This is a genomic window from Gynuella sunshinyii YC6258 (assembly GCF_000940805.1).
GTDB lineage: Bacteria > Pseudomonadota > Gammaproteobacteria > Pseudomonadales > Natronospirillaceae > Gynuella > Gynuella sunshinyii.
Genome location: NZ_CP007142.1, coordinates 1618275 through 1642354 on the forward strand (window position 1 = coordinate 1618275; position 24080 = coordinate 1642354).

Below are 24080 nucleotides of genomic sequence, written 5' to 3' on the forward strand. Positions count from 1 at the left end.
TGTGTCCATCAACGGTGATTGTTTTTGGAGATTCAAAATATCGGATTTGTCTTCTTTTTTTAATGATACCTTCGCATGACGTTATCGGAATTTCATAACGCCAGAATTATCAGGGTTATTGCCATTGATAGAAGATATCGAATGCGTCTTCGTGGGTTTGGATGAATCCATGACGGCGGTAAAATTTATTGGCGCGACTGTCGCGCAGTGCGCCGAGGCGCACCGGCAGATTCAAACTTCTGGCCTGTTGCTGAATATCCGTCAGTATTTTATGTCCCAGCCCATGCCCTTGAAAGGCGGGATCAATATACAGGTGGTCAAGATAAAGATGATCTTCTCGTAAGTGAATAACATAGAAACCAGCCAGCTGCTGATCCATCAACACTTTATAGGTATCCCCGACAACAAAATTTTCCAGTAACCGGTTGCGTACCCGCTGCTCATCATATCGGCCGATGGCTTCGAGGCTGTCTTTCATGGCTCTGGCCCGCAGTTCCGCCAGCATGTTCGCATCCTCTTCGGTACATTTTTGTATTTGCAAAAGACTCATAACCCGGCCCAGATAAATTCAATCCTGATGCCACCGGGTTCATAACACATCATATGTTTTCGGGGGCCATCCGATAACAGCTCTGGTGCAAACTCGATGGTGATGTCGTTATCCAGCAGACGCTGATGAAGCTCATCCAGGTCCGCTTCAGTTTCCACTGTTAATGCCAGATGATGTAAACCAATATTCTGCCGTCGGTCAAATTCGTGAACGGGGTAGCGATCATCAACCTGCCACAACGTCAACCTGACCACACCATCGCTGACGGCAGTCCGTGGATAATCCGGGTCGTAGCCGGACTCTGTCCAGCCCAACAGTTCGACAAAGAAATCACGGGTGGCGGTTAAGTCCTTAACCGCCAGACCGAGATGGTTAATTCCCTGAGTATTGCTCATAATGATCTCCCGTTAGTGAGTGCTTAAGCACCCGATAAACGGGTGCTGTGATCATCAAAGGCAGGCTACGCTGTCATGTGCGAAAAGCAGTGCTTGCATACCTGAATTTCTTTAACAATTTCATGGCCGCTGCCACCCGGATCGTCAACCGGTTTGCGTTTGCCGTTTTCGTCAATGCGAATGTGGACACCGGGTCTTCGGGGATAAGTTTTAGGTCTGGTTTTCAGGGTTAAAAAATAAGCAGGTGAGTGGGAAAGTACTTGGGTATTACAGTGTTTGCATATAAACATTAAACCCGGCCGAGATAATGAGAACCTTCTGGGGGGCCGATGTCCAGAAGCGCTGTTTGATTTGAAGCACGAAGATAGAGAATGCTTCAAATCCTGTCAATGATATTTTTTATCCTGAAAAACGGTTACCGGTAAATATTGGGATGATTTATCTGCATAAATGGTTTGGCGTCCTGTACCGCTTCGAAACCAAAGCGGGCATACAGTTCATGGGCATCGCGGGTTGCGAGCAGGATGCGTCTGAGTCCCTGTAAATCAGGATGTTCAAGAATGTTTTTAACCAGCCATTTTGATAATCCCTTGCCGCGATGTGCCTCCAGAATATACACATCCGCCAGATAGGCGAATGTCGCTTTGTCGGTGATCATGCGGGCGAATCCAACCTGCTGCCGATCAGAGGTGAAGATACCAAAACACATTGAATTTTTCATGGCCTTCTGTAGCACCGACATAGGTAACCCCTCTGACCAGTAAGACCGGGACAGAAACTGATGGATGGCACTAACGTCCATATCTTTAGGGTCGCTACTGAATTGATAATCGGTGATCATGGGGGGCTCCTGTGGTAACGGAATATGTGGAATATCGGTTTTCTTCATAATGATAAACTCGGCTGCATTTGCACCTGTTATTGTGATTACAGAGGCTTATTTTGTCATGACAATTTTTCTATCAGGATCTATAAATAACCCGCGTGTGCTGCCAAGTCTGCCATATTCCGCCTGTCTGCGGGAAAATTAAATTCCGGGGCAAAGATAAAGATGCAAGTTAATTCTGCGAAAGAGCAGGATATATTGCCGATAGATGTGTGACGGATGGAGGGGTGAGCAAGCCAGCAGTTGCACCTTCAAGACAGTGGGCTGGTTCCTTAAATATTTGATTTATGATCGAGCAATAAGCCGGGCCCGGTGTTTCCGGACCCGGCAAATATGTGACAAGATCAAAATCAGAGGTGCCTGGAAAACCTGAGCTTGCCAGTATAAATGAAGCTCCGAGAGAGCCTTCTATGGATCGTGTGCAAAGAGCCAATACCTGAAACTGCACACGCCGGAGCGTGTTACTCTGTTAGCGCTTCACGGACGATTCTGTCGAAATCTCCGGACGCCTGCAGTGAGGTGATTGCTTTATTAAATTTATCCAGCACTGCGGTCATATTGGCATTTTTTGAGAAGGCCAGGTAGGTTGGGTTTTCCGCGATGGGTACTTCGACTACCGCAATGCCCGGAAATTTTTGCATGAAAATGGTTCCGGAAGCTTCGATAGCAATAACAGCGTCCAGACGTCCTGAATTCAGTTTGCTGAAGTTCTGTCCATCCGAAGTTACTTCGCTGACGGTGATTTCTCCGGCTTTTACCGCAGAGTCAAAATCATCGCCGTAGCTCCAGCCACGAATGACACCAACTTCCATTCCCTTGAGATCATTGGCGGTTTTGAAAGAAACGGTTTTTGCTTTGTTATAGTAAACCATCAGCTTTTCAACAAATATTTGATCGCTGTAGTCATATTTCTTGAGCCGCTCTGAATTTTTATAAATACCACCAACGCCGGCATTTGCATTCTCAATATCTTCGATTGCTCTGGACCATGGAAGTGCATTAATTTCTACCGGTTCTTTCATTTTTTCGAATGCGGCGGCGATCAGCGCAGGGTAAATTCCAGCTGCTTTGCCATTGTTAATATACATGAATGGTGGATTGGCATGATCTACGCTAACCTTAACCTCTGCTAAAGCATGTTGAGCAAGCACTGCGATTAACATTACTTTCATTAGATTGACAATGTTCATAAAGACTCCATTTTTTCAAGATTCAGTTTTAACGTATATTTTTCGCCGGGCATGTTACGGATATCGATTCCTCATACAGTAGTTTTATATTGTTATTAGGAAAATCATTCACTCGTTATATTTCAAGATCTACAGCTTGAAACCTTTGCATTGAATGCCGATCAGATCAATCGTATTTCTGTTTGATTGCCTCAATATTGACGCTAGCAGGAATTTGTTGATAGACGGCATTAAAATCAAGAAATCAATTGCCATATGGAGATCGTTTGCTGAGCCTCATATAAATTGGATTTTTAATTTCCAGCTGATAGTTTGAGCGTTCAATTTTATCGATGTCTCCCTGTTCTTTTCTCTGTTTTTCAGACAAATTATTAATATGGCAAGTATGCATGTCGGGTTAATAGTGTGATGCAGGGAAGCATCACCATTGGCCATAGCCAATGCGGATTAATAGGTTTGATTGCCAATCTTTTTTTGAAGTCTTGTTTACCGGTAGATGATTGTCAAATTATGAAAAAGTGTCTGGTCAATTGGATAATTTACAGATGATGACTGGAATGATTGCCATTTATGTTGTGACTAATAGAAATTGACGTAGTTTTGATGGTGCTCAGGGGGAACTGTTTCGCAATGGTGCCATTCCGTCACCATAGACTGTGGGCCATCGTCACAAAATGATACAAATTAGTCCATTTTGTTTTTTCCGGTTTATTTGCTTGTATTTGGCAGGGCCTGTTTGAGTTAAAAAGTTAACCGTGTGGTTAACTGGCGGTCAAATGCAGCTCTGGTGTATTCCAGCTATGGACAAAACAGGATCTGCAGCTAACTTTATTAGAGCTTGCTGGTTTTATTGCCAAAGCGTTTGCAAGGACAGTGTTCATTATTTTTCCTGGCATTAAAAAATTCCGGGATTGTCATGCTTGTTTTGTCTGGGCAGTTGATATTGTGATGATGCACTTATAAACCATCGGATTTATATGTAACCGGCCTCAGTCCTGGAATGATGAATTCAAAGCAGAAGATTCTAAACAAAGTAGATTGTTGACTGGTAAATGATTGATCGCAAGCAACAGAATTCGTGAAAAACCTGTTCATTGCCAACAGAAGACAAGCTACTGTCTCGCGGCTCGTGAATATACGTGGTGAAGACAATGAGTATTAATAAATCCAGTTCGTTGAGGCTCCGTATTACCATTTGGGCCGTGCTGGTTATAACGGTGGTTTTATCGGTCAGTACGGCGATTGACTATTATCTGAATGTACAGAAGTGGCGTAAGGCTCTTGCCGACCAAATTGGAACTGTCAGTCAATTTATTGCTTCTTCGCTTCCGCCTGCATTATGGAATTATGAATTAAAAACAGTGGAGGGCGTGCTGCGCGCGACTGTAGATAGTCCGAATATCGACGCAGTATATATCGTTGAAGATGGAAAACTCAGTCATGCTTTTGGTAAGCATGAAAATGAAGATGCCCAGGTTATGAAGGAGTTGCCGGATCTCAGCGAGCTTGTTTTGATAGAACTTAAATATATTGATGCCGGGGAAGAGCCGATTGCAATCGGTTACCTGCAATTAAATGAGGCTTATCTGAACCGGCAGTTAGACATACAGTTGCAGATGGCGATAGTCGGTATCCTGGTGCTATTGTCATTGTTGGCGGGCCTGGTGTTCATGTTGCTGACCTGGATGGTCAGAAAGCCGATTCTGGCGTTAACGGATGCCATGTACAACATTTCTCAAGGTGAGGGTGATCTGACCAGGCGACTGTCCGGCAGTTCGCGGAACGAAATTGGCGCATTGGTGGGATATTTTAACCAGTTCATGCAGAAACTGCAGGACTCAACCGCGGCGCTGGGTCAGGTTTCCGGTCAAGTCAGTCAGTCGGTCATCAACCTGGATAACACCTTTGATATCAGTCGGTCACTGGTGATGAGGCAGCACGAGGAAGTCAATGCAATATCTGCCGCTCTGGGTAAAGGCGCGGATGCTTCTCAAGGTATTGCCGAGCATGCCGGGGTGACTGCCAGCGCTGCCAGTGATGCTCATAAAAATGCGGAAGTCACTCAACTTTCCGTGGAGCAGACGGTGCAGGCAATTCAGGAACTGGATGTTATTCTGGAGCAGACTCGCGCGTCCATGTCCAGTTTGCAAATAGATGTTGATTCCATCACTGACATTATTGGTGTTATTCAGGGAATTGCTGAACAAACCAATATGCTGGCGCTGAATGCCGCGATTGAAGCCGCCCGGGCGGGAGAGCACGGCAGGGGGTTTGCAGTTGTGGCCGATGAGGTTCGGTCGCTGGCTGCCAAGACGCATGACAGTACCAGAGAAATTATCCAGAAGATTGAACGTCTGAGAGTCAGTACTGAAAACGGTGTTGAGCTGTTCAGAAAAGGTAGTGAGTCCAGCAAACAGGGTGTGCAGAAAATTGAAGAGGCAAAAGCTTCGCTGCAAATAATTTTTGATGCATTTTCTCAAATCAGCGTCATGTCGACCCAGATTGCAGCGGCGGTGAACGGACAGGCAGGACTCCGTCAGGAATTCCAACACACGGTCAAACGCTTGTCTGTGTTGTCTCAGAAAGTGGATGAACAGGTTGATCAGGCCACCTCTTATAGTCGCGGTGTTAAGCAGCAAACGGAAACGCTGGCCAGGCATCTGGGTGGTTTTAAATGGTGATCTTTGTTGTATCTGTTGTGGGCTGTTTGCATTTGATTCAGCCCGGTTTAATGCCTGACAAGCATGCAGCCTGACAGAAAAATTAGTTATCATGTAAAAATTAATGTATCGACTCTAATCATCACGGTGTTCTGTTAACCCGGCATAAATACTTGCCGGGTTAATAACGAGACTTAAAAAAAATTTGATCAAATATACATACGCAGGTTAGACGGACGTGGATTCATCACCGAACGCTCCAGTAACGGATATCCAGTTCTTCAAGAAATTTTTCTGCTTCATCTCCCATCATGAGTGACAGGCTGGAGTAGATACCTGCTTCCACGCAGGTGGGGGCCACTACGGTAATGGACCGTGGTGCATTCATCACGGGCCATCCGGTTTTGGGGTTGAGGATGTGACTGTAACGAATGCCGTCTTTGAGCAAATAGCGTCGACTGTCGCCACTGGTGGCCATCGCTCCGGCAGTCATTTCAAGGTGTCGTATTTGCTGTTCCGGGACTATTTGTTCAACGCCGACTTTCCAGGCGCTGCCATCTTTGCGGGGACCTCTGGCACGCAGGTCTCCGCCAAAATTGACCAGCAGTGCATTTTCGCAATGCTGGGTGAGCTGCGAGAACACCTTGTCGACGGCGTATTCTTTACCAATGCCTCCCAGGTCGATTTCCATGCCTTCCGGAAGTGTCAGGTAGGGGCGGGACCAGTTGACCTGATGCCAGCCGATCAATGGCAACAGTGCGGCAATGGCTTTGTCATCGGCCAGTTGGTCTGAGCCATCGAATTTCCATACCTTGCGCAGGATGCCGGAAGTTACATCAAAACGGGCTTCGGACAACTCATATACCTGATTGGCAAAATCCAGCAGGTCAGCGGTTTCGTCGTCTACGTGGATCGTTTTACCGCAGGCGTTATTGATTTTATGAATGATGTTGTCCTGTCGGTAACGACTGAATTTCTGCTCAATGCGCCAGGTTTCTGCCCGCGCCTCAAGACCCAGTGCCATCACCTGTTCCAGATCAGTACTGTCAAACAGAATCTCACAAGGACTGGCCATGGCCGGAAACGCCGCTTTGGTGTAGTCATCAAACTGGGACAGCTGAAATTGAAAACTCATAGAGATACCTGTTAACGGTGCTGTTGTCCTGAAACCGGATTCAATAGGGATGCGGTATCTGTCAGCTTGAGACGGCTACCGACACATCTGCAGTATATCAGCTCCACGATAGTTTTCTCGGCGCAACAATCAAAGAGATCAGTACGATCTCTTTGATTGTCGGGTTGATAGGCAAAGACTCTGGTGGAGTTCATTGCCTGAGGCCGGTCTGACAATACCTGCTGGATTTTTCTCGATATTGTCGGGCCTGCGATGAATTACACCGATCGGAGCCGATTCCATGCGCTTACCAGCGGAAGGTATAACTGAGCTGTATCCAGTTGGCAGACAGTTCGGCAAACTGACTCATGCCATCCAAATTACTGCCGCTGGCCACATTTTTTACGTCATTACGATCGTGCTGCTGATAATGCTCAAGGGTGATGGCGATCTCCTGATCAGGACCCGCCAGTGGAATGCCCAGGGTCAAACCATAGGTATCCGCCGAGAACGCACCGAGTCGGGGATCGGAAGACGCGTAATCCACCAGTGCATGGCTGCCGGAAGCGTCCACCGCAACCTCATCTCCGGCATTCAGGAACGGCTGATAGAAATCGGCTGCTGTCTGTTGGTAATACCGGTAATGCGGTTGCAGATAAAAGCGATTACCAGGCTGGAAGTGATAGCTGACATCCGCAGTGTGAGAACGAATACCCCAGTCATCGGTCATATAACGATACGAGATATCCAGTACGTCGTCTTTGAACCAGGCAAATTTGTTTTGCCAGTAGATGCTTTGTTTAAGGCGATCTGAAGGACGGTTTTCATAAACATACAAATAACTGTCGGTATTGGCCGGATCGCTGATCAGGTTACCGTTGTCGGCCACGGTCAGAATTTTATAAGGATCGTTCTGATAACCGGAACTGGTACTGATGGAGTAATTCAGTTGTGTAATCCAGCGGCGGTTAATGACCTGGGTAACCCCTACAATGCCGTCAATCACTTGTTTGGTATCGAGATCTTTACCTTTGTTCGAGCTGGCATATGCACTAAGTGGATCGGGAAGGCCACCATTAGGATTGATCAGGTCAAATTCATAATTGATCCCTGCGGACACGGTGGTATTTTTACCAAACAGATCCTGAGCAATGGCGATGTTACCACTGAAGGATTGAAAGTCGCTTTCTCCGGAATATGTTCCACCCAGATTGATTTTGGTATCACTGTCCAGTGGCTTTTCCCATCCAAGAGACAAAACATAACGGTTGTCTTCGAAATGCGGTGCCAGTGGCAGATCTCCTGCTTGGGTTGTATAGGCTTTGCTGGCGCCGTCATCATCCTCATCCTCGTGATCATCTTTGGATGATGCGCTTCCCGAAGCGCGTGTTTGCGTCTGGTTGATGGAGCGGGCAGATGGGTTGGCGGACGGTGAGGTAAAGGTCTGATCAACGTTGGCAATGGCGGCACCGTTTGGAGAGGCTCCGCTGAGGGTGTCGAACACCAGCCGGATATTCAGTGAGCTTTCGTCATCGTATTCGCGTTTCAGGTTAAGAACCGGTTCGATAGCTGTCACCCGGTTATTGCCTTCGCTGTATACCAGCAATCCGGAGCCGACCAGCCAGTCTCCATCCTGAGCCGCATGGGCGCTGCCTGTTGCACCAAGCAGGGCGCCTGTCGCCAGAGTCAGGCGAGTGCGCAGATTCTGTGTCAATTGCATCCGCAACCTCCACCGCCAAAACCTTTGCCACCGGAACTGGCTTCTTTACTGAAATAAATATGTTCGTTGTATGAGTTTTGTATCGGCTGGCTGTCCAGTGCCATTTGTGGCTTTGCCAGCAGGTCCCGTTGCCATGGTTTTACCCCCAGAGTACAGGCCGGTAGCTGCATGGCCAGCAACAAGATTATGAGATATTTTCCAAACATGTCTGATCACTCCGACAACAACTGTTGGATTTCACGTTCGTAGTCGTCCACTTTGTTTTTGTGAAAACCTTTGTGGGTGACTTTGATATTTCCATTGCGATCTATCAGGAAGCTGGTAGGCATCGCACTGACACCATATTCTTGGGCGAGCTGACCGTCAGGGTCGTAGGCGATGTTAAATTCGGGGTGATATTTGGACAGAAATTCAGCGGCCAGATCAGCCTCCTGATCAACATTGACGGCAATGATGGTGAGACCTTTCTGTTGGTATTTTTGATGCATTAACTGCATCCATGGAAATGATGCCCGACATGGACCGCACCAGGATGCCCAGAAATCGACATAGACCACCTGACCTTTGTAGGAGGTTAAGTCGAGTTGGGCAGCCTGAGCTGAAAGGGACATCAGCAGTATGCCAATGGAAATAAAAATGCGTTTCATACATGACCTCAAGCAGAAATATGCTGGGGTCATGTTAAATTGACAGACTTAATCGAAACTTAAATTGACAGATAACTGAAGAAAAGATGCTTCATGCCTGCTGACGGAAATTGGCCAGATTTCCCATGCTAAGGCTGACAAAAATATCTTCCAGTTCCACTGGACTGTAAGGCAAAAAATAGCTCAGTGATTGCGATGAACTGAATAAAATAACATCTACACTTTGCCTTGCCATCAGCAGCCGGAATTCCGAGACATGTTCAAACATCAACTGATCCGGTGCCACGACCAGCATTCTGGCAATCTTTATTTGTTTACGAATTTCCTGATAAACCGTAGCCATCTGGTTGATAGCACGAACCAGTGCAGGTTTGTCTGCGGGTCTTTCAATCATGGCTGAGCGGGTATCGATCACCTCGGTCATACCGTTGCGCAGCCGGGCATCCTGATACCGTTCCGTGGTCAAATCCAATAGCCGGGAGTCCAGTAGACTTCCCTGCCATTTCACAAATAATGTTTTGCCATTATCTGTGACCTTATAGGTTCCGGGCATTTTTTCCTCCAATGTAAACAGGTTCCATTATGGAGCCTTAGCATAGTCAGAATCAGCCCGAACACCATCAGCTTTTCGAAGGGTATGAAAGTCTTTTATATCCCTCCGATTTGCTCAGGTTTTGGCAGAGTCACCGGTCGTAAAATGTTTTCCGAGCAGTGCGTGATAAAAATTCTGGTCACAAAGTACACCTTCCAGCTTACCGTTTTCCACCAGAATAACCGGTAGTTCAGTGCTGTAACACAGTTCTATGGCGCGCCGCATGGAAACCTTGGGCGACGTCATTGCCAGGGTGCCGCAGGCAGGAATCTGATTGTCCTGATCGGCTTCGCAGTACTGTAGTTTGAGTGGGCCGCTGCCATTCATTTCCGCTGCTGCCACTTTGCCTTCCTCTACCGTCAGCCAGACTTGATGATGGGGATCTGCCAGCAGGCGTCCATCCTGTTGTTCCAGCGCTTCGACCTCGGTCATCAGTGTGTGCCCTTCAAGCACGTTCAGCGGATTGGTATGGGCCACAAAGTTTTCCACGTAAGGAGTGGCCGGGTTCAACACAATATCGGCCGGAGCTCCGCACTGAATAATGCGTGCTGATTCCATAATGGCGATTCTGGAACCGATCTTCAGCGCTTCATCAAGATCGTGACTGACGAACAGAATGGTTTTGTTCAGGCTTTTTTGCAGGGTGATCAATTCTTCCTGTAACTGATGACGTATCAATGGGTCGAGTGCGGAAAAAGGCTCATCCATTAACAGAATATCGCTGTCCATGGCAAATGCACGGGCCAGTCCCACGCGCTGTTGCATGCCGCCTGACAGTTCATGGGGATATTTGTCCTTCCAGTCCGCCAGTCCGACCATGTCGAGTTGCTCCATGGCTTTTTTATGGCGGTCATTTTTATTCATGCCCATGACTTCCAAACCATAGGCAACATTATCAATGACTTTCAGCCATGGCATTAAGGCAAATTTCTGAAACACCATGGAAATTCGCTTGGCTCGCAGATGTCGAAGGGTTTTTTCATCACAGTTAGCGAGATCAATCATGCGTTCACCATCTTGTACCAGCAGTTCTCCACGACTGATGGCATTGAGTCCGTTGACTGCTCTTAACAGGCTTGATTTGCCCGATCCTGACAAACCCATAAGGACACAGATTTCGCCCTCTTCAATATCCAGGCTGGCATTCTGAACGCCGACGACATCGCCGGTGGCATCGATGATCTCCTGACGGCTTTTTCCCTGGTCGAGTAACTTCAGACTATCGGTGATCTGCTGACCAAAGATCACATCTAGGTTACGAATGCTGATCGCAGGCATGGTTAAACCTCCTGAGTATTGCCGGGTGTTTTGAATATCCGGTCAAGGATGATGGCAACCAGGACAATAGCGATACCTGCTTCAAAGCCCTGGGAAATGTTGACGGTATTGAGTGCACGCACCACCGGTTTGCCAAGGCCATCCGCACCGACCAGTGCAGCGATGACGACCATCGACAGTGATAACATAATGCACTGAGTGATCCCTGCCATAATGCTGGCCATGGCGGCTGGCAGCTCCACTTTCAATAACAGCTGTGTAGGGGTTGAACCAAAGGCGCGACCAGCTTCAATAAGTTCTTCGGGTACCCGACTGATACCGAGATAAGTCAGACGGATAGGCGCGGCAATGGCAAAAATAATGGTTGAAATCAATCCTGGTACTACTCCAAGACCGAATAGCACCAGGGTTGGGATCAAATACACAAACGTTGGAATCGTCTGCATTAAATCCAGTACTGGCCGCAGTATGGAATAAAACCATTTGTTGTGAGCTGCCAGAATACCGATGGGAATACCGATGATGACTGACAAAAAGGTTGCGGTAATGACCAGTACAAAGGTTTGTATCATTTCTTCCCAATAGCCCAGATTGAGGATCAGCATCAATGCGAGAATGACAAAAATCACCAGTCCGATACTGCGGTGTAACAACCATGCCATTGCCGCAGTCAGGGTGATAATCACTAATGGTGGCAGCCACAGATAAAGATCAATCAGCGATAAAATCAGCCACTCAAGAGATACCGAAATCAGATCAAAAAAACCGGATGCATGCAGCGTCAGCCAGTCAAAAAAGACTTCCATCCAGTCGCCTATTGGCAGTTTGTGTTCAATTAACCAATTCATTAAAAAACTCCAGGAATATAAGGCCAATGGCCGGTGCTGGTGGCGCTAAGGTTCTTGGGTGAGAGTGGTAAGGCCATGAGTGACGACAGACCTGTACCTTCAGAACCTCCGCTGTTTCGTGCCAGACCATCCTGGTGGCACGAAACGGTATTGATAGTTAAATATTCAGATATGCTTTGACTGCCGCCAGACCGGGTTTGCCGTCAACGGTGGTAACGCCTTTGAGCCATCCGTCCAGCATTTCCGGATGCGCTTTCAGCCAGCTGTTGGCAGCAGTTTTGGGATCTTTGCCGTCATCCAGAATGGCACCCATGATTTCGTTTTCCATCGGCAGCGAGAACTTCAGGTTGGTCAGCAGTGTGCCAACGTTTTTGCATTCACCGGTATAATTTTTCCGCACGTTGGTGTAGACGTTGGCGCCGCCGAAGTCAGGGCCAAAATAGTCGTCACCGCCGCTCAGGTAAGTCATGTCGAAGTTGGCATTCATCGGGTGTGGCGCCCAGCCCAGGAATACGATCCACTGTTTGCGTTTTACCGATCTTGCCACCTGTGACAACATCCCGGCTTCACTGGATTCAACCAGGTCGAAATCCTTCAGGCCGAAAGCATTGGTATCAATCATGTCCTGTATCAGACGATTGCCGTCATTGCCCGGTTCAATGCCATAAATCTTGTCTTTGAACTTGTCTTTGAATTTGACGATATCGGCGAAGTCCTTGACCCCGGCGTCGTATACATATTTGGGAACGGCCAATGTGTATTTTGCCCCTTCCAGGTTCATGGCAATGGTTTCCACTGTGCCGGCTTCACGGTATTTGGCGATGTCCCCCTCCATGGTGGGCATCCAGTTACCCAGGAACACGTCGATGTCGTTGTTGGCCAGTGATTTGTACGTGACCGGTACTGACAATAACTGTGTTTTGGTTTTGTAGCCAAGACCGGTGAGAATTTCACTGGTAGCGGCTGTGGTTGCAGTAATGTCCGTCCAGCCAACATCGGAGAAGCGTACTTCATCGCATGAGGCGGCGTAGCTCATGGAAACAGATAATGTTGCCACTGCCACAGCGCCACGCATCACCTTCGTAAGCAAATGACTCTTAGTCGTTTTGGTCTTCATGTTGTTCCTCCTAAGTACTGATATTTGTTTTCTTACTCTGGCCATCATGGCCGCTTCATTGTTTTGTCGGACGTTGTTGATGTTGCCAGTCCGGGTCGATCCACACCGGCACATCGGCACGGGGGAGTGGATCATTGCCGAGAATCAGGTCAGCGGCCTTTTCCGCTACCATGATGGTCGGGGCGTTGAGATTACCGTTGGTAATGGTTGGAAAAATGGATGAATCCACCACCCGCAGCCCTTCGATACCACGTACCCGGCAGTTGCTGTCGAGCACCGCCATCGGATCATCGTCGGCGCCCATCTTGCAGGAGCACGAGGGGTGGTAGGCGCTTTCCACGTTCTGTTTCACCCATTGATCGATCTGTTCATCGGTGTGGATGTCTTTGCCGGGCTGAATTTCGTCACCACGGTAATCGTCGAAGGCAGACTGGGCGATGATTTCACGGGTCAGGCGTATGCAGTCGCGCCAGTCCTGTCTGTCCTGTTCGGTGCTGATGTAGTTGAACAGGATGCCGGGTTTGGCGTGGGGATCGGCAGATTTGATCCAGATACGGCCACGGCTCTGGGGTTTGTTCGGGCCAACATGGACCTGAAAACCATGACCGGCAATGGCCTTGCCGCCGTCGTAGCGCATGGCAGCCGGCAGGAAGTGATACTGAATATTCGGCCATTTCAGGCCCGCGCGGGAACGGATAAACGCACAGGATTCAAAGTGATTGGTGGCACCCAGGCCGTCCTTGAACAGGATCCAGCGGGTGCCGATGAGCCCTTTGCTGATCAGCCCGAGTTTGCCGTTCAGGGTGATGGGTTGTTTGCAGTAGTACTGAAAATAAACCTCCAGGTGATCCTGCAGGTTTTCCCCTACCCCGGGCAGGTCATGGATCACGTCGACGCCGGCGTCACGCAGCACCTGGGCCGGACCGATACCGGATAGCTGCAGCAATTGTGGAGATCCAACCGAACCGGCCGCCAGAATCACTTCGCGGCTGGCGGTGGCCGTTGAGATCTGACCGTGTTTTTCATATTCGATGCCACGTGCGGTCTTGCCTTCCAGAATCACCCGCCGGCTGACCACTCCGGTGACCACGGTCAGATTGGGGCGCTGCATGGCCCGGCGCAGATAGGCATTGGACGTGGAAGCCCGCACCCCGTTTTTTACGGTCATGTGCATCGGCCCGAAACCTTCCTGCTGGTAACCGTTGTAGTCTTTGGTGACCGGATAACCCGCTTGTGCGCCGGCATCGATGAAGGTTTGATACAGCGGGTTGAGCTTCATCTCATTGCCATTGCAGGTTGCCAGTGGCCCGGTTCCGCCACGGTAGTCGTCGGCACCACCGGCCCAACTCTCAGCCTTGCGGAAGTAGGGAAGACAGTCCTGATAACTCCAGCCCTGAGCACCGTGTTCCTGCCATTCGTCAAAATCACAGGCATGACCGCGAACATAGACCATGCCATTGATGGATGATGAGCCGCCCAGCACATGGCCGCGTGGGCAGTGCAGTTTACGGCCGTCGAGACCGGCTTCTGCTTCGGATTCGAATTGCCAGGCATATTTGGCGGTGTTCATTGGATAGGACAACGCGGTCGGCATCTGAATGAAAATGCTGCGATCACTGCCACCGGCTTCCAGCAGCAGTACCTTGTGGTTGCCGTTTTCGCTGAGCCGGTCTGCCAGTACGCAGCCGGCCGAACCGGCACCCACTATGATGTAATCGTATGTCGTTTGAGTCATTGTTCTCTTCAGTGTTCTGGATTCGAAATTGATCAGCTTCAGCTGTACGGGCAGTCCACGTCTCCCAGTTCGACGTAGATGCTTTTAGTCTGGGTATAGTGAGCCAGCGTCTCCAGGCCGTTCTCCCGGCCGATGCCGGACTGTTTGTAACCGCCAACAGGCATCTCCGCCGGTGATGCCCCCCAGTTGTTGATCCAGCAGATACCGGCCTGTAACTGGCCGATGACACGGTGGGCGCGGGCGAGATTGGTGGTGAACAAACCGGCAGCCAGACCATATTCGGTGTCATTGGCGCGGCGGACGACTTCGTCTTCGTCACTGAAACGAAGGACCGACATGACCGGGCCAAAGATCTCATCGCGGACGTTCGGCATGTCATCGTCGCAGTCGGCGAAGATAGTTGGTTTGACGAAAAAGCCTCGGTCGAGACCGTTTTCGGTGGCACGCTCACCGCCACACACCAGTCGGGCACCAGCGGCTTTGGCGGCTTCGATGTAACCCATGACTTTTTCCAGATGGCCGGCGGAGATCAGGGCTCCGACCTGAGTGTTCATGTCAGTCGGGTCACCGAGGACCATTTTTTCGGTGCGCTGTTGTAGTTGTTCGATGAAGGCGTCATAAATGCTGTCATGCACGAAGACCCGGGTGCCGTTGGTGCAGACTTCACCCTGAGTGTAGAAATTTGCCAGCATGGCACCAGATACTGCATTGGTAAGATCGGCATCTTCAAAGATGATCAATGGCGATTTGCCGCCCAGTTCCATGGTCACAGACTTCAGCGTGCCGGCGGCATCGGCCATGACTTTTTTGCCGGTACCGCATTCGCCGGTGAACGATACTTTGGCGATGCGCGGATGACGCGACAGTGCCTGACCAACCCGGTAATCGCCCTGAACCACGTTGAAAACCCCGTCAGGCAAACCGGCTTCAGTAAAGATCTCTGCCAGTTTCAATGCCCCCAGTGGGGTTTCTTCCGAAGGTTTGAAAATCATGGCGTTGCCAGCAGCCAATGCCGGACCGGCTTTCCACATGGCAATCTGGATTGGATAGTTCCAGGCACCGATCCCGGCGCAGACACCGAGCGGTTCACGTCGGGTATAAAAGAAATTATTAGCGCCGAGATTCTGCTGTTCGCCGTGAATCGTGGCCGCCAGACCGGCATAGTATTCGATGACATCGGCGCCAGTAACGATATCCACGTACAGAGACTCCTGCAGCGGTTTACCGGTGTCACGGGTTTCCAATAGTGCCAGCTCATCGTTGCGCTCACGTAGAATGGCAACGGCTTTTAGCAGGATGCGGCCACGTTCGACGCCACTCATTGCCGACCAGACTTTAAACCCCTGCAGGGCCGACTCAACGGCTTTATCGACATCGGCCAAAGATGCCTGCTGTACTTCGGCCAGCGGTTCGCCATTCGCCGGATTCAGGGTTGTAAAGGTTTCGCCCGAGCTGGCAGGCTGATAACGACCGTGAATGTACAATTGTGTCTGACTCATGTCTTAACCTTAAGTTCTGTGCGGGATACCGGTCGATAACGATTCGGATTGACCAGTACCTCTGCGGGTAATTGTCTTTCCAGGCATGCGTGAATCAGTTGCTGTGCCTGTTCACTGTTGATGCCGCGCTGACTTAATGCGCCGCGCAGCCAGATACCATCAATCAGGGCCGCCAGCATCTGGGCCGCCCTGTGGGCTTGTGGAGCAGGTAAAACCCTTTTTAACTCCAGCTTTAAGTGCGATAACAAACGTTTCTCATTCACCCGTTGTAAACGGAACAATGCTGGGTGATGCATGGACTCAGACCAGAATGCCAGCCAGGTCTTGACCACTTTTGCATCTGTCTGATGGGGATCAAAATTGCCTCTGACGATGGCTTTGATCCGGCCCACCACATCATCCGGGTGGGTTTTGCGCAATTCCGCCATGACGCTTTCAGACAGTTTTCGTAATACCGATCGCATGGTGGCTTCGAGCAAATGATCCTTACCACCGAAGTGATGATTGATGATGGCCGGTGACATTCCGGCCAGATCACTGATCATTGCTACACTGGCTTTGTGCAATCCAACCTGGTTGATTGCCTCCATTGCCGCGTCGATCAATTGCGGACGTCTGATCGCTGCCATTCCAACTTTTGGCATGGTCGAACCCCCGTTTTTATTAAACGCCTATTTAATAAAAAAACATGGTTACACTTGGGCTGTCAAACCGGATTGCCGGTATTGGATAAGTTTTTCCGCCATTTGGCGTTGCCAGACATGCGCATGGTCGCTATTGGTTCATTGCCGTTTGAATCTATATTTATAGGCTTTTTTGCAAATTTGTGGTGGGTACAAAAAAACGCCGGAAAAAATTATCTTGCAATTATTTGTTATTGACTCCATGTAGAGACCGATTCTGTTTTTCAGGTGAACATAATGATTCCCTTTTCAGTGCTGGATCTGGCGCCAGTAAACGATGGTGAGAGTGTTACACAGTCGTTTGAAAACAGCCGGCAATTGGCGATCAATGCGGAAAATAATGGTTATCATCGTATTTGGCTGGCTGAACATCATGGCATGTCCGCCGTTGCGAGTGCGGCTACTTCAGTAGTGATCGGACATATTGGCGCCTGTACTCAAAAAATACGGATAGGCGCGGGCGGCATCATGCTACCCAATCATTCGCCATTGGTGATTGCCGAGCAGTTTGGCACGTTGGCGGCACTGTTTCCCGATCGAGTGGATCTGGGGTTAGGGCGAGCACCAGGAACGGATATGGCCACAGCCAGAGCATTAAAACGAAACCTGAACGCCAATGTCGACCAATACCCTGAAGATATTCGTGAATTACAGCGTTATTTGGGTGACCGTCAGGCGGACCAACAGATTGTGGCAGTGCCGGGCGTTGGCAGCAAAGTACCGCTCTGGTTATTGGGCTCCAGTCTTTACAGTGCCCGGTTGGCTGCGCAAATGGGCTTGCCTTATTCGTTTGCCTCGCATTTTGCGCCGGATCATTTGCTTGAAGCGATACAGTTGTACCGGCACTATTTTCAACCCTCAGAACATCTGGAAAAACCTTATGTCATGGCCGGTGTCATGGCGGTGGTGGCGGAAACTGACGAAGAAGCCCGTTATCTTCTGACATCTGTTCAGCAGCAGTTTGTGAATCTCCGGCGCGGCGCGAATAAACCGTTTCCGAGACCGGTTGATGATATGCAGCACATCTGGTCGCCTATGGAGAAAGCGTCAGTTGAACATACGCTGGCATACGCGCTGGTGGGATCTGTGGATACTGTACGGATGAAGTTGCAGAGTTTTATCAATACGACTCAGGCAGATGAGCTGATCGTTTCCATCCCTGTTCACCGGCTCGATGCTCGCCTCAAAGCGCTGGAATTGTTGACGAAAACAGGAATGATGAACGTTATGTAAGCCGTTTGTGCGTGTGTGAGCTGGCTGGAGATGTTCTCCCGTGTGAACGGAGATGGCTCATCCATAGCAGAGTACCGGCCAATGTCTTTAGGTCATCGGCCGGTTAGCAAAGGTTGTTGACGGTTCGAAAATTATTTTGCCGTCAGGATATCTTTGATCTTACCGACCAGGCTCTGCACGATTTCGGGCGTCTCCACGACTTCCTTGACGGCCACGACAATCGAACTCATGTCTTTGCAGTCCTCAATCGAATCCATCACAATGCTGCCCATAGGCCCAAGAGTATCCACCAGTACGTCTTCGATAGCAGCTTTCTGACTGGCACTGAGACTCAGTGTTCTGGGCGCGGATGCTGGCATCGGAGGAGGGACCGGAGCACTGGTCCTGGCCGTGCCTGGAGTTGCCGCAGGAGCAGATGACTGAGCATCAAGAATCTGCCTGATCACCTCCTCGTTATCGGGCAGATCCACTTTCCTCAGATAATTGGAAGACAGTTCAAAGCGGCTGGTACCCTGTTTGATTCTGGATACCAGAGCCATGGCCTGTGCGCCAAATCGTCCTCTGCACTGTAATGCAACAATACGGCCTTTTTCCAAACCGAAAGAGGCGGAGTGCTTTTCATCACTGACAATAAACAAAGAGCCGGTGGCTTTTTTGTCTGCCAGATCGCGCAGTTCGTCCATAATCTCTGAAAGTGACTTATAGTCGCTCATTGTGTACAACCCTGATTATTTTTTGGCTTTCAGTTTTCTAAAGGCAATTGAGATGCTGATACTCATTCTTTCAATCGCTTTGGCAAGTTCACCGATTTCATCAGATCTTGATGATTCATCAATCTTGTTATGGAAAGTACCGCGACTGATATCGTCAGCAATGCTGGTCAGTCTTTGTATAGGTTTGGCCAGACGTTTAGCCATAAAGAACGACACAATCAGTGTCAGCACAATCGTAATTGTCAGGAGAATCAATGAATTACGTTTTGCTGCGATAACCGGAGCAAAGGCGTCATCGTAATCCTGTTCAACGATTAAGCGCCAGCCATTGGTGGATGTCACGGAATATGCAATTTTTTCCAAATTGGAACTGGTATAGATGTAAGGTTTATCGCCTCTGGCGCTGACGGCCTGAACAAGAGCGGGACTATCACTCATATCTTCAAGTTCACCAGATGTCGAGGTTCCAGAAGCACCACCACGGGCAATTACTTTATTGGACTCGTCCAGCAGAATGGCGTATCCGGTCTTGCCTATCTTGGCTCTGGTAATCGTTTCTGACATTTTTGTAACTGTCATACCGATACACAGTGCGCCGGGTTTGGGAGAAGGAATTTGAGGATATTTGATTGCTTCACAAAGAATAAATGCTGGTTGTCCGAGGGTGCGGCTCATTAACACCTGTTGTCCCATCTTGTTACCGGCCTGGACTTGCTTGAAATAAACACGGTCACCACGAAAGTGTGCTTTGGTGCCATCTGCATTGAGGATGGCGACATCGTCACTACGTGCGGTTTTGTAGCCGTCCTGACCAATTGCGTAAGCCAGATAAGTCCACTCATAAGTGCTTGTGATGGCTTTCAGTACCGGCTCCTGCTGGGCTTCCTCGTTGGACTGGATGGATTTTAAGATGACGTTTTGTTTCAGCATCCTGCTGTTCATGTCGTACCAGTCGTTTACTTTGGCCAGTAGCACGTCAGCTGTCTGAGTCAGGTCCTTGTTTACCTGAAATTCCACTTCCTGCTGCAGCCTGTAGTAGTTGGTATACCATAAACTCACTAATGGCAAGGCAACCACAATTAACATCGCAATTAATATCTTCTTATGCATATTTATGCCTATCGGTTGTTGTTTCCACGTTTTTGAAAATGTTCAATTTTCCCACTATTCAGGCGACGATGATGTCACCAGGACAGATGTTACAAATATCTGTCTGATATTCCGCTGACAGCATTTAGTTTCGGATCAGAGCTGTCATATGAGTGTCATAACTGTAGACACTCTCTGATCATTAAGCCAAGCCACAAAAACTGTCTCATCCCTGTTGCGAAACTTTTCTCTTGATCCTGTTATTACGCTCTCACTGTTTTCCTGCGGTTATTATTAAGCGTTGGCAACGTATTGTCTTTCTGTCTGCAGGAGGGCCAGGTGACCCACAACACGAATAACTACACTAACTATAGCGCTAGAATAATTATTTGAAGGTATTTTTAAAACATAAATGATAATCAAGCTCTATTTGGTTATGACATTCTCTAATATCGGAGGTGAGAGGTGACCATATTTGTCGGAGTTGGTCATTGTGACCATTTGACTGCGAAAATTCTATCGTTTGTCTGCGTGGGTAGAAAGCAAAAAAGTCCTGCCAGATGGTTGCAAAATTGACCGAAATATCAGAAAAGTTTTCAAGATACCCATATTACATATGGTTAGAAGGTTAGGATGAAAAATAATCCTGTTTGTGTTTTTGTGAAATGGTTCTCATTGGTGGGTGAGGCCCGAAAGTAACGGCTGTGAGTGCGTTGTAACCGTATCCATTCGGGCCGTGAGGTATTACTGGTCTGAAACATTTCTCTGAGCACTTACACGGATAAATGCATTCGAGGCTCCCAGTCCCTGATAGCCATCCCGTTGTACCAGTTCGAAGAAGAAATTACTGTTTGGGGTCTTGGTGTAAAGATGCCAGAAACAGCCATTTTCATCCTCGTCATACAGCACATTGAACTGCTGCATCAGATCCAGCTGTTCGCTGCTCAAATCAAAACGGGCATCCAGGTCACGATAATAGTTTTCCGGAATCGGCAGTGATTCCATCTGGTGTTCCAGCAGGCATCGGGCACTGGCGAAAATATCCCGGGTTTGCAGCGCCAGGTGTTGCACACCGGCTCCCTTGCGGGCTTTGACAAACTGATTGCTGCTGGATTCCGGTGAAAAACTGGCGTTCAGGGCCAGACGAAATACGCCGCCCTCATGGTGCAGTACCTGACTCTGGATCAGACCTTTCGGATCGGCCACATCAAATGAGGCAGTGGGCTGTAAATTGAAGATTGAACGGTATTGCAGCATCAGGGTCAGATAATCCTGATAAGACAAAGATTTTGACAGGTGGTCCACGTGGATCACCGGGCCGGCTGTGGGCGGTTCGGCAGCCTCATTAAATTCGGTATCCCAGATGAAACTGGCTATGCTTTCATCGACCACATACAGCTGGGCACCGTTAATGCTGCGAATATAGCTCATGCCATGGCTGTCGCGAACCGGGTCCGGGGCGACCACTTCGTAACCGAGCATGCGTGCACGTTTCAGGGTGTTGTAGGCATTGGGGGTACGGATGGCGTATGCGCAGATATGAATACCGGTGTTTTCAATAAGCCGGTCATGCAGATTGTGTTGATCGTAGTTCAGCAGGAAATTGACCCCGTTCACCGCCCAGCGCTCGACTTTTTTCTGTTGATGATGACCGGCTTTTTTCAGGCCCAGAGCCCGCATGATGTTTCTGAGTTCCTCGATGTGCTGTTCATTGGTGGCGCATTCGATAAATTCGATCTGCTCCACTTCCGAGCGTCCCGGCAGGGTCTTTTCATCACATACCATGGCTTGCAGCAGGTTATATGAGCGCATGCCGTCCAGTGCTGTCTGACGGGCGTCGCCCATGCGGAAGACATCGTTGAAAATCTCGTGGGATAGCGGGCCATCGTATCGTGTGGTCTTAAGCGCCTGCATGAATGTTTGAATCTGCAACTCGCCCTGACCGGGGAAGCAGCGATAGTGCCGGCTCCAGGACAGCTGATCCATCGACAGTTTGGGGGCATCAGCCGTCTGTACCAGAAAAATCCGGTCGCCCGGTATAGAAGGAATCATACCGAGATCACTCTGGCGCGAGAAAATATGAAAAGTATCCAGTACCAGTCCGACAGAATCCTGATTGACCCGGCGCACAACCTCCCAGGTATCGCGATAGTCATGAATGTGTCTGCCCCAGGCCAGTGCCTCAAATGCCACCCGCATGTTACGGGCCGCCGCTCGTTCACCCAGTTCGGCGAAATCATCACAGATACGGCTTAAGCCTGGCTGGGCGGCCGGATGAATGGAGCTGCAAACCATCAACAGGTCAGTACCCAGCTCCGCCATCAGATCAAATTTCTTTTCTGCCCGATCAAAAGCCTTTTGTCGGAGTGTGCCCTCCAGCCCCTCAAAATCCCGAAACGGCTGCAGAGTGACCAGTTTTAACCCCAGATCCCTGATCATCTGACCGGCCTCCCGGGCGGAGCCATTAAAGGCGGTCAGATCGTTTTCAAATATTTCAACACCGGTGAAACCGGCGTCGGCGATGGCCTGAAGTTTTTCCGGCAGTTGTCCGCTCAGGCAGACTGTGGCAATAGAAGAATACATTGTCTGAAACCTCGTGTGGTGATGATCAGGTCAGAGACCGGCTCAGATAAGCGTGGCTGTGTTGCAGCAGCAGGCTCAGGCAGCGGGATTTGTCCCTGGCCAGAGCCGCCTCGCTGATCGCGGTATGTTCGTCAATGATCTGTTGGCCACGAAAGCCATGGGTTTTCAGCTCTCTGACGACATACTGGCGATACTGGGTAAACAGGTCGGCATACATTTTCAGCAACAATTGGGAACCACAGGCGCTCATGAGCGCCAGGTGGAACTCCTGGTCATAGCGGGTCCACTGTTCGACCATGATCTGATCATTGAGCATCTGCTGCTCGACCTGATTAAGTTTGTGAGTCGCGGCGGCGACCTTGCCTTCCCATTCCAGGTCGCCATGGTCGATAGAATGGCCAACCCCTTCATTTTCCAGCAGTGTGCGCATGCGGCTGAGGTCCTGAAGCTCGTCCATTCCGCCGGGAGGAATTCTGAAGCCCTTCTGATCCTCAGCGACAATCAACCCCTGCGCCGCCAGTTTGACCAGCGCTTCACGCACCGCGTTGGGGCCGACGCCAAACTGCTTTTTCAGCTCTTCGACCTTGAGCTTCTGGCCCGGTTCATAGGTACCGAACAGCACCTCATTTTTGAGTTGCTCATACAAACTCAAATCTTGGCTTTGGATGTCGGTTAACATGGTTTTCACCTTTTGTGATGGTCTGTCAGCATGACTGGGATCGCTTTTGCAGGTAGAACTGAATTGCTGCATCGCGATCCAGGGAGATACCGGTAAAGTGTTCAAAGGCATTGACCCCCTGGTTCAGAAACAACTCATAGCCGCTCATGGTCTGTGCGCCGGATGCATCCATGGCGATCATGAACTCGGTGTTCATCGGGGTGTAAATGGCGTCAAACCCCCAGCTCGGTGCTTGTATGGCGGTTTTGGCCAGGGGGATGCCAGGGTACTGATACATGCCAATAGGAGTCGCATTGACGATACCATCAGCCTGAGTGGCCACTTCAGTCAGGTTATCCCCGGTCACCGTAGCACATGGATAACCGGCCGCCTGCAGAACCCCGGCCAAAGCGAGTGCCGTTTCCGGACGGGTGTCGTAGAGAAAAATTTCCCGGGCCGACAATTCGCCCAGCGCAAAGGCGATGGAACGGCCGACACCGCCACTGCCCAGCAAGAGTACTCTACCCGGTTCCAGGGGGCCGAATGTTCTCTGGAAGCCGGCCTTGAAACCGCTGTAATCGGTGTTTTCGCCACGAATGTTGCCGTCAGTGAAAATCAAGGTGTTATAGGAGCCGAGGGTTTCAGGCACAGCACCCCGCTGTTTGACCATGGCACTGACTTCGGCTTTGAACGGATGAGTGACGTTGACTCCACGATAGCCCTCTGCAATCGCCCGCTGTACCCGTTGCTCCAGGCTCAGTTGTGGTTCCTGGTCAGCATCCAGCAGTTGGTAATTCACGGTAATACCACACAGCTCGCCAAGCGCCTGATGCAGCTGATGTACTTGTGTGCGTTGAATGCCTTTACCAATGAGTCCTAATTGAATCATT

General features: G+C 49.6%; 22 protein-coding genes. 2 read left to right on the forward strand and 20 right to left on the reverse strand.

Annotated features, from left to right (window positions below):
* Positions 1–115: 115 nt before the first annotated feature.
* The 4 genes from YC6258_RS07230 to YC6258_RS07250 all read right to left on the reverse strand — a co-directional run bounded on the left by YC6258_RS07230 (position 116) and on the right by YC6258_RS07250 (position 3021).
* Positions 116–550, reverse strand: a complete 435-nt coding sequence (locus tag YC6258_RS07230) for a GNAT family N-acetyltransferase (protein ID WP_044616419.1) — start codon at positions 548–550, stop codon at positions 116–118.
* Entirely contained in the window at positions 547–945 is a 399-nt protein-coding gene (locus tag YC6258_RS07235) for a VOC family protein (RefSeq protein ID WP_044616420.1), read from the reverse strand. The genes YC6258_RS07230 and YC6258_RS07235 overlap by 4 nt, the downstream gene beginning before the upstream one ends.
* A gap of 415 nt (positions 946–1360) precedes the next feature.
* Positions 1361–1786, reverse strand: a complete 426-nt coding sequence (locus YC6258_RS07245; protein WP_044616422.1) for a GNAT family N-acetyltransferase — start codon at positions 1784–1786, stop codon at positions 1361–1363.
* A gap of 506 nt (positions 1787–2292) precedes the next feature.
* Positions 2293–3021: a substrate-binding periplasmic protein gene (locus YC6258_RS07250; protein WP_044616423.1), complete on the reverse strand. Its 729-nt coding sequence runs from the start codon at positions 3019–3021 to the stop codon at positions 2293–2295.
* Positions 3022–4172: 1151 nt separating this feature from the next.
* Between YC6258_RS07250 and YC6258_RS07255 the strand changes: the two genes are divergently transcribed.
* The gene (locus tag YC6258_RS07255) at positions 4173–5702 is read left to right on the forward strand and encodes a methyl-accepting chemotaxis protein (RefSeq protein WP_044616424.1); all 1530 of its coding nucleotides are present in this window, start codon (positions 4173–4175) and stop codon (positions 5700–5702) included.
* A 226-nt stretch (positions 5703–5928) separates the two neighbouring features.
* On the opposite strand, the gene YC6258_RS07260 is transcribed toward YC6258_RS07255, so the two are convergent.
* From YC6258_RS07260 to betI, 11 genes are all read right to left on the reverse strand, one after another.
* Complete coding sequence (locus YC6258_RS07260) at positions 5929–6816, reverse strand: FAD:protein FMN transferase (RefSeq protein WP_044616425.1); 888 nt, start codon at positions 6814–6816, stop codon at positions 5929–5931.
* A gap of 286 nt (positions 6817–7102) precedes the next feature.
* Positions 7103–8515 carry a DUF3570 domain-containing protein gene (locus YC6258_RS07265; RefSeq protein WP_052830131.1) on the reverse strand — a complete coding sequence of 471 codons (1413 nt, stop codon included), beginning with the start codon at positions 8513–8515 and terminating at the stop codon, positions 7103–7105.
* A complete protein-coding gene (locus tag YC6258_RS07270; protein ID WP_044616426.1) occupies positions 8506–8721 on the reverse strand; it encodes a DUF4266 domain-containing protein in 216 nt (71 codons plus the stop codon). Before YC6258_RS07270 ends, YC6258_RS07265 begins: the two co-directional genes overlap by 10 nt.
* Before the next feature lie 6 nt (positions 8722–8727).
* Positions 8728–9162 (reverse strand): TlpA disulfide reductase family protein, encoded by a 435-nt coding sequence (locus YC6258_RS07275; RefSeq protein ID WP_044616427.1) that lies wholly within the window; start codon positions 9160–9162, stop codon positions 8728–8730.
* A gap of 91 nt (positions 9163–9253) precedes the next feature.
* Positions 9254–9715 (reverse strand): hypothetical protein, encoded by a 462-nt coding sequence (locus YC6258_RS07280; RefSeq protein ID WP_044616428.1) that lies wholly within the window; start codon positions 9713–9715, stop codon positions 9254–9256.
* A gap of 114 nt (positions 9716–9829) precedes the next feature.
* A complete protein-coding gene (gene choV / locus YC6258_RS07285) occupies positions 9830–11032 on the reverse strand; it encodes a choline ABC transporter ATP-binding protein (RefSeq protein WP_044616429.1) in 1203 nt (400 codons plus the stop codon).
* Positions 11033–11034: 2 nt separating this feature from the next.
* Positions 11035–11880, reverse strand: a complete 846-nt coding sequence (gene choW, locus YC6258_RS07290) for a choline ABC transporter permease subunit (protein WP_044616430.1) — start codon at positions 11878–11880, stop codon at positions 11035–11037.
* 157 nt (positions 11881–12037) lie between these two features.
* Positions 12038–12955 carry a choline ABC transporter substrate-binding protein gene (locus tag YC6258_RS07295; protein ID WP_425402638.1) on the reverse strand — a complete coding sequence of 306 codons (918 nt, stop codon included), beginning with the start codon at positions 12953–12955 and terminating at the stop codon, positions 12038–12040.
* Between the two features lie 97 nt (positions 12956–13052).
* Positions 13053–14732: a choline dehydrogenase gene (gene betA, locus YC6258_RS07300; RefSeq protein ID WP_044616432.1), complete on the reverse strand. Its 1680-nt coding sequence runs from the start codon at positions 14730–14732 to the stop codon at positions 13053–13055.
* Positions 14733–14770: 38 nt separating this feature from the next.
* Entirely contained in the window at positions 14771–16231 is a 1461-nt protein-coding gene (gene betB, locus YC6258_RS07305; protein ID WP_044616433.1) for a betaine-aldehyde dehydrogenase, read from the reverse strand.
* The gene (gene betI, locus YC6258_RS07310; RefSeq protein ID WP_044616434.1) at positions 16228–16875 is read right to left on the reverse strand and encodes a transcriptional regulator BetI; all 648 of its coding nucleotides are present in this window, start codon (positions 16873–16875) and stop codon (positions 16228–16230) included. Before betI ends, betB begins: the two co-directional genes overlap by 4 nt.
* Positions 16876–17151: 276 nt before the next feature.
* Here betI and YC6258_RS07320 point away from each other — a divergent pair, with 276 nt between their 5' ends.
* A complete protein-coding gene (locus YC6258_RS07320) occupies positions 17152–18147 on the forward strand; it encodes an LLM class flavin-dependent oxidoreductase (RefSeq protein WP_044616436.1) in 996 nt (331 codons plus the stop codon).
* 131 nt (positions 18148–18278) lie between these two features.
* Here YC6258_RS07320 and YC6258_RS07325 read toward each other — a convergent pair whose 3' ends face one another.
* The 5 genes from YC6258_RS07325 to YC6258_RS07345 form a co-directional block, all read right to left on the reverse strand.
* Positions 18279–18860 (reverse strand): hypothetical protein, encoded by a 582-nt coding sequence (locus YC6258_RS07325; RefSeq protein WP_044616437.1) that lies wholly within the window; start codon positions 18858–18860, stop codon positions 18279–18281.
* A gap of 15 nt (positions 18861–18875) precedes the next feature.
* A complete protein-coding gene (locus YC6258_RS07330) occupies positions 18876–19970 on the reverse strand; it encodes a HAMP domain-containing protein (protein WP_044616438.1) in 1095 nt (364 codons plus the stop codon).
* Between the two features lie 723 nt (positions 19971–20693).
* Entirely contained in the window at positions 20694–22532 is a 1839-nt protein-coding gene (locus tag YC6258_RS07335) for a bifunctional sugar phosphate isomerase/epimerase/4-hydroxyphenylpyruvate dioxygenase family protein (protein WP_044616439.1), read from the reverse strand.
* Between the two features lie 25 nt (positions 22533–22557).
* The gene (locus YC6258_RS07340) at positions 22558–23211 is read right to left on the reverse strand and encodes a GntR family transcriptional regulator (RefSeq protein WP_052830635.1); all 654 of its coding nucleotides are present in this window, start codon (positions 23209–23211) and stop codon (positions 22558–22560) included.
* 25 nt (positions 23212–23236) lie between these two features.
* The gene (locus YC6258_RS07345; protein ID WP_052830132.1) at positions 23237–24079 is read right to left on the reverse strand and encodes a shikimate dehydrogenase family protein; all 843 of its coding nucleotides are present in this window, start codon (positions 24077–24079) and stop codon (positions 23237–23239) included.
* Position 24080 lies beyond the last annotated feature (1 nt).